At 71.2% G+C, this 7,934-nt stretch carries 1 protein-coding gene; it reads left to right on the top strand.

The window, feature by feature from the left end:
* Positions 1 to 7,934: amino acid adenylation domain-containing protein (locus ACFW2E_RS35600; protein ID WP_384472754.1), on the top strand; the 7,934-nt coding region annotated here is incomplete at both ends.

Genomic DNA, 7,934 nt, shown 5'->3' with positions numbered 1-7,934 from the left:
AGGAGCGGCGGGAGCTGCTGGAGGACCGTCGGGGTGCCGAGGGAGTGGTGCCGGAGGGTTCGCTCGCGGAGCTGTTCGAGGCGCAGGCCGGGCGGACACCGGACGCGGTCGCGGTGGCGGCCGGCGGGGTGGAGCTGACGTATGCCGAGCTCGACGCGCGGGCCAACCGCCTCGCCCACCGGCTGATCGGCCTCGGCGTCGGTCCGGAGACCCCGGTCGCGGTCCTGCTGGAGCGGTCGCCCGACGTCGTCGTCACCACACTGGCGATCGTGAAGGCAGGCGGCACCTATGTGCCGATCCACGGCTCGTACCCCCACGACCGCGTGATCTGGGCGCTGACGAACGTCGGCGCACCCGTCCTGCTCACCGACCGCGCCTGGGACGGACCGGAGGTGTCGACGGACACGGGAACCGTACGCGTACTGCGCATGGCGGACCTGGATCTCGACGATCCGGACGGGGACTCCTCCGCTCCCCGGATCCCCGTGGCGGACGCCCAGCTGGCGTATGTGATGTTCACGTCGGGGTCGACGGGTGTGCCCAAGGGCGTGGCGGTGTCGCACGCGGATGTGCGGGCGCTGGCGTTCGACGGGCGGTGGCGTTCGGGTGCGCACGAGCGGGTGCTGATGCATTCGCCGCACGCCTTCGACGCCTCGACCTACGAGATGTGGGCACCGCTGCTGAGCGGCGGCCGCGTGATCGTCGCACCGTCCGGTGCCCTCGACGCCCAGGTGCTGGCCCGCCTGGTGGAGCGGCACGGCCTCACGGCGATCTTCATCACCACGGCGTTGTTCAACGTGATCGCGGAGGAGGACGCGGGGGCGTTCGCCGGTCTGTGTGAGGTGTTGACGGGTGGTGAGGCGGCGTCGCCGGTGGCGATGCGGCGGGTGCTGGAGGCTTGCCCTGGCCTGGTGCTCGGGCATGTGTACGGGCCGACGGAGACGACGACGTTCGTGACGCACTGGCCGTTGGGGTCGGTGGGTGAGGTGGCGCAGGTGCCGCCGATCGGTGTGCCGTTCGATGACACGCAGGCGTTCGTGCTGGACGGGCGGTTGCGGTTGGTGCCGCCGGGTGTGGTGGGTGAGTTGTATGTGGCGGGTGCGGGTCTTGCGCGGGGGTATTGGGGTCGTGCGGGTCTGACGGCGGAGCGGTTCGTGGCGTGTCCGTTTGCCGGGCCTGGTGGGCGGATGTATCGCACCGGGGATCTGGTGCGGTGGAACCGTGAGGGTGCGCTGGAGTATGTGGGGCGGGCGGATCAGCAGGTGAAGATCCGGGGTTTCCGGATCGAGCTGGGTGAGATCGAGTCCGTTCTGGCGGGTCATGACGCGGTGGGTCAGGCCGTGGTGGTGGCGCGGGAGGACCGGCCGGGTGACAAGCGGCTGGTGGCGTATGTGGTGGCGGCTGCGGGGTGCGTCCTGGTCGGGGACGAGGTGCGCCGGTCCGTCGGCGAGTCCCTGCCGGAGTTCATGGTGCCGTCGGCGGTGGTGGTGCTGGAGGAGTTGCCGCTGACGGGGAACGGGAAGGTGGACAAGCGGGCGCTGCCGGCCCCGGACTTCGCCGGCGGTGATTCCTCCCGTGCTCCGCGCGGTGCGCGGGAGGAGGTGTTGTGCGGGCTGTTCGCGCAGGTCCTGGGGCTGGAACGGGTCGGTGCCGACGACTCCTTCTTCGATCGTGGTGGTGACAGCATCATGGCGATCCAGTTGGTGTCGCGGGCGCGTCGGGCGGGGTTGGTGTTCACTCCGCGTGAGGTGTTCTCGCACCAGACGCCGGAGGCCCTCGCCGCCGTCGCCCGCGACACGCAGGACGGGAGGCCCACGGGCGAATCGGCCGGGTCGGGGACAGGCCCCGTACCCCTCACACCGATCATCGGTTCGCTCGCCGAACTCGTAGACCGGGCAGACGGTTTCTGCCAGTCGGTGGTGGTGCGGGTGCCGGCGGGGTTGTCGCTGGAGTCGTTGCGTGGTGCGGTGCGGGCGGTGGTGGATCACCATGATGTGCTGCGGTTGCGGTTGTCGGTGGGTGCCGGCGGGGTGTGGGGGCTGGAGGTTCCGGCTGCCGGGTCGGTCGGTGTGGACGATTGTGTGGTGCGGGTCGACGCGGTGGGTCTGGATGACGCTGCGGTGGCCGAGTTGGCGGTCGAGTGGGCGGAGGCGGCTCGGGCGGGGCTGGCGCCCGGGGCCGGGGTGATGGTGCGGGTGGTGTGGCTGGACCGGGGTGCTGGGGTGCCGGGGCGGCTGGTGCTGGTGCTGCATCACCTGGTGGTGGACGGGGTGTCGTGGCGGATTCTGCTGCCGGATCTGGCGGCGGCGTGGTCGGCGGTGGCGTCGGGGCGGCCGGTGGAGCTGGAGCCGGTGGGGACGTCGTTCCGTACCTGGGCGCGAAGGCTCGTGGAGGAGGCGCAGGCTCCCGCACGCACCGCCGAACTCCCCCTGTGGCGGAAGATCCTGGGCACACCCGAACCCGTCCTGGGCGCACGCCCGCTGGACTCCGCCACCGACACCGTGTCCACGGCCCGGAGCACCACGGTGTCGTTGCCCGTGGAGGTGACGGGGGCGTTGCTGACGTCGGTTCCGGCGGCTTTTCATGCGCGGGTCGATGATGTGCTGCTGACGGGGCTGGTGCTGGCGGTGGAGCGGTGGCGTGGGCTGCGTGGTGCCGGTGATGTGTCGGGTGTGCTGGTGGATCTGGAGGGGCACGGGCGTGAGGAGCTGCCGGGTACGGATCTGTCCCGGACGGTGGGCTGGTTCACGAGCGTGCATCCCGTTCATCTGGCGGCCGGCGGGGTCGGCTGGGACGACGTGGGAAGGGGTGGTGCGGGGGTCGGTGCGGCGCTGAAGCGGGTCAAGGAGCAACTGCGTCGGATCCCGGACCATGGTCTGGGCTTTGGTCTGCTGCGTCATCTGAACGGCAAGACGGCTCCCGAGCTGGCCTCCCTCGCCTCCCCGCAGATCGCCTTCAACTACCTCGGCCGCATGGGTACCCGAACCGAACGGGACTGGGAGGTGCTGCCCGGGGCGGGCGGTGTGTCGGGCAGCGCCGACGCCGACATGCCGATGAAGCACGCCATCGAGATCAACGCGATCACCCATGACCTGGCCGGGGGGCCGGTCCTGGAGGCCACCTGGTCGTGGGCGGGAGGGGCGCTGGACGAGGCCGGGGTACGGGAGCTGGCCGGTCTGTGGTGCGAGGCGCTGCGGGGCCTGGCCGCCCACGCCGCACAGGGCGGAGCAGGCGGCCACACCCCCTCCGACCTGGCCCTCGTCCAGCTCACGCAGGAGGAGATCGAGGCGTGCGAGAGCACGACCCCTGCTCTGGAGGATGTGCTGCCGCTGTCGCCGTTGCAGGAGGGTTTCCTGTTTCACGCGGTGCTGGACGAGGGCGGTACGGATGTCTACACCGCGCAGGTCTCGTTCGACTTCGAGGGGCCGCTGGACGCGGCCGCGTTGAAGGCGGCGGGGGAGCGGCTGCTGGCGCGGCACGCGAACCTTCGGGTCGGGTTCCGGCACGAAGGCCTGGAGCGGCCGGTGCAGGTGGTGCTGCGCGAGGCGCGCCTGCCCTGGAACGAGGCGGACCTGTCCGGGCTGGACGACGAGGCGCGTGAGCGGGAGGCCGCACGCCTGGCCGACGACGAACGAGCCCGACGGTTCGACCTGCGACGGCCACCACTGCTGCGGATGGCCCTGCTCAAGCTCGGACCCGACCGTCACCGACTCCTGCTGACCAACCATCACATTCTGTGGGACGGGTGGTCGACCGCTCTCCTCGTGGGCGAACTGCTCAAGTCGTACGAGTGCGGAGGAGGCGATTCCGGACTGTCCAAGGTGGTGCCCTACCGCGACTACCTGGCCTGGCTCACCGCGCAGGACCGTGAGGCGGCGCGGGCGGCATGGGCACGGGCCCTGGCCGGGCTCGACGGGCCCACCCTCGTCGCCCCCCAGATCGCCGACCGTGCCCCGGACCTGCCCGGACACCTGTCCGCCGCCCTCTCGGAGGAGGACACCGAGCGGCTCACCGGCCTGGCGCGACGGCAGGGCGTCACCCTCAACACGCTGGTGCAGGTGGCGTGGGGGCTGCTGCTTTCGCGCACGACGGGGCGGGACGACGTCGTCTTCGGCGCGACGGTCTCCGGGCGTCCGCCGGAGCTGCCGGGTGTGGAACGCATGGTCGGCCTCTTCATCAACACTCTTCCCGTCCGGATCAGCGTCCGCGACCAGGAGACGGTCACCGGCCTCCTGTCCCGCGTCCAGGCCGAACAGGCCGAGCTGATGGAACACCACCACCTCAGCCTGGCCGAGGTGCAGCAGCAGGCGGGCGGCCGGACCCTCTTCGACACCACGACCGTGTTCGAGAGCTACCCGCTGGACGTGGAAGCGTGGGAGTCCCCCGCCGAAGGGCTGAGGCTGACCGGGGTGGAGGGTGTCGACGCCACCCACTACCCGCTCACCCTGGCGGCGATCCCCGGACCGCGGCTGACCCTGCGCCTGGGCCATCGCACCGACGCCTTCACGCAGGACGACGCCCGGCAGTACCTGGAACGGGTCGTACGGCTGCTGGAAGCGATGGCCGACGGCCCGGAACGACCGGTCGGCTCACTCGACCTGCTCACCCCGGAAGAGCGTCACCAGCTGCTCGTCGAATGGAACGGCACCGCGGGCGCACCCCCCAACGGCACACTTCCCGAACTGTTCGAAGCCCAGGCCGCGCGGACGCCCGACGCGGTCGCCGTGGTGAGCGGCGACACGTCGCTCACCTACGCCGAACTGAACGCCAGGGCCAACCGCCTGGCCCACCTGCTGATCGGCGAAGGCGTGGGCCCGGAGCAGTTCGTGGCCCTCGCGCTGCCCCGCTCGGCCGAGCTGGTCGTCGCCGTCCTCGCGGTGCACAAGGCGGGCGCGGCCTACCTGCCGATCGACCCGGCCTACCCCGCCGAGCGCCTGGCCTACATGATGCGGGACGCGGCCCCGGCCTGGGTCGTCACCACCGCCGAAGCGGCATCGTCCGTCACGGGCGACGTCCCGCGCCTCGTGCTCGACGACGTCGAGACCGCCCGCCGTCTCGACCGGTGCGCGACGCAGAACCCCACCGACGCGGACCGCCGGCAGCCGCTGGATCCCGCCAACCCGGCCTACATGATCTACACCTCGGGTTCGACGGGCCGCCCCAAGGGCGTCGTGATCCCGCACCGCAACGTCCTGCGGCTCATGACGGAGACCGAGCACTGGTTCGGCTTCGGACCCGAAGACGTGTGGACGCTGTTCCACTCCTACGCCTTCGACTTCTCGGTGTGGGAGCTGTGGGGGCCTCTCCTGTACGGCGGCCGGCTGGTCGTGGTGCCGTACGCGGTCTCCCGGTCGCCCCAGGAGTTCCTGAGCCTGTTGGCCGAGGAACGGGTGACCGTCCTCAACCAGACGCCGTCGGCCTTCTACCAGCTGATGCAGGCGGAGCAGGAAGCCCCCGAGCCGGGAGCGCGACTGGCGCTGCGGTACGTCGTCTTCGGCGGAGAGGCACTGGATCTGCCGAGGCTCCAGGACTGGTACCGCCGGCACGCGGACGACGCCCCGACCCTCGTGAACATGTACGGCATCACCGAGACCACGGTGCACGTCACCCACGTGGCGCTCGACCGTGAGGCGGCCCGGCGCAACCAGGGCAGCCTGATCGGCACGGCCATCCCCGACCTCAAGGTCTATGTCCTGGACGGGCGGTTGCGGTTGGTGCCGCCGGGTGTGGTGGGTGAGTTGTATGTGGCGGGTGCGGGTCTTGCGCGGGGGTATTGGGGTCGTGCGGGTCTGACGGCGGAGCGGTTCGTGGCGTGTCCGTTTGCCGGGCCTGGTGGGCGGATGTATCGCACCGGGGATCTGGTGCGGTGGAACCGTGAGGGTGCGCTGGAGTATGTGGGGCGGGCGGATCAGCAGGTGAAGATCCGGGGTTTCCGGATCGAGCTGGGTGAGATCGAGTCCGTTCTGGCGGGTCATGACGCGGTGGGTCAGGCCGTGGTGGTGGCGCGGGAGGACCGGCCGGGTGACAAGCGGCTGGTGGCGTATGTGGTGGCGGCTGCGGGGTGCGTCCTGGTCGGGGACGAGGTGCGCCGGTCCGTCGGCGAGTCCCTGCCGGAGTTCATGGTGCCGTCGGCGGTGGTGGTGCTGGAGGAGTTGCCGCTGACGGGGAACGGGAAGGTGGACAAGCGGGCGCTGCCGGCCCCGGACTTCGCCGGCGGTGATTCCTCCCGTGCTCCGCGCGGTGCGCGGGAGGAGGTGTTGTGCGGGCTGTTCGCGCAGGTCCTGGGGCTGGAACGGGTCGGTGCCGACGACTCCTTCTTCGACCTCGGCGGCGACTCCCTGATGGCGACCCGCCTGGCCAGCCGTGCCCGTGAGATCTTCGCCGCCGAACTGAGCGTGCGTGATCTCTTCGAGGCACCGACCGTCGCCCGGCTCGCCGCCCACCTCGACCGTGCCGCCACGGGTACGACGCGTGCCGCCCTGCGCCCCGTCGCACGTACCGGCACGGCACCGCTCTCCCACGCCCAGCAACGCCTGTGGTTTCTCAACCAAATGGACGGCCCCACGGCCACCTACAACGTGCCGCTCAGGCTCCGCCTCACCGGCGCCCTCGACCGGGCGGCGCTCGAAGCCGCTCTCGTGGACGTCGTGGGACGCCACGAAAGTCTGCGCACCCTCTACCCCGACACCGACGGCGTACCGGAACAGCGGATCACGCCTGCCGACGCGGGACCGGTGCCCCTGAAGATCGTCGCCACCGACGCCGAACACCTGCCCTCGCTGCTTGCCGAGAGCGCCCGGCGGGGCTTTGACCTATCGGCCGAATTCCCCTTCCGCACCACGCTCTTCATGCTCGCTCCCGACGAACACGTGCTGCTGCTGGTGCTGCACCACATCGCGGGTGACGGCTGGTCCCTCACCCCTCTCACCCAGGACCTGGCCACCGCCTACGCCGCCAGGCGCCGGGGTGAGGAGCCCGTCTGGGCCGAACTGCCGGTCCGGTACGCCGACTACGTCCTGTGGCAGCGCGGCCTCCTGGGGACCGAGGACGACCCGGACAGCCTGCTCAGCCGGCAGACGCAACACTGGGTGAAGACCCTGGACGGGCTGCCCGACCAGATCGAGCTGCCCGTCGACCGCCCCCGGCCCGCCGAGGCCAGCTACCGGGGTGCGACCGTGCCGCTGCGCATCGACGCCGAACTCCACCGCGCGCTGGGCGAGTTCGCACGCACCCAGCACGTCAGCATGTTCATGGTGCTGCAGGCCGGCATCACTGCGTTGCTGACGAGGCTCGGCGCCGGAACCGACATCGCCATCGGCACACCCGTGGCGGGCCGCACCGACGTCGCGCTCGACGACCTGGTCGGCATGTTCGTCAACACGCTGGTGCTGCGCACCGACAGCAGCGGTTCGCCCGACTTCCGTGAACTGGTCCACCGCGTCCGGGAGACCGACCTTCAGGCGTACGCCCACCAGGACGTCCCCTTCGAACGGCTCGTGGACATCGTCAGCCCCGTACGGACCACCTCCCGGCACCCGCTGGCCCAGGTGATGCTCGGGCTGCACAACTCCGGCCTGCCGTGCCCCGTGCTGCCGGGCCTTCAGGTGGAGATCGCCCCGGTCGAACTCGGCGTCTCCAAGTTCGACCTGACCTTCTTCCTCACCGAGCAGCACACCGCCGAGGGAGCGTGCCTGGGACTCACCGGGGACCTCGAGTACGCCCTCGATCTCTTCGACCCGTCCACGGCCGCCTCGATCGCCGACCGGCTGGTCCGACTGCTCACCGACGCGATGCGCCACCCCGACCGCCCCGTCGACGACCTCGAGATCCTCGCCGCGCAGGAGCGGCGGGAGCTGCTGGAGGACCGTCGGGGTGCCGAGGGAGTGGTGCCGGAGGGTTCGCTCGCGGAGCTGTTCGAGGCGCAGGCCGGGCGG

Source organism: Streptomyces sp. NPDC058964, from assembly GCF_042741275.1.
Lineage (GTDB): Bacteria > Actinomycetota > Actinomycetes > Streptomycetales > Streptomycetaceae > Streptomyces.
Note: the sequence above shows the minus strand (reverse complement) of the source record. Positions and strands in the feature narration are given on the sequence as shown.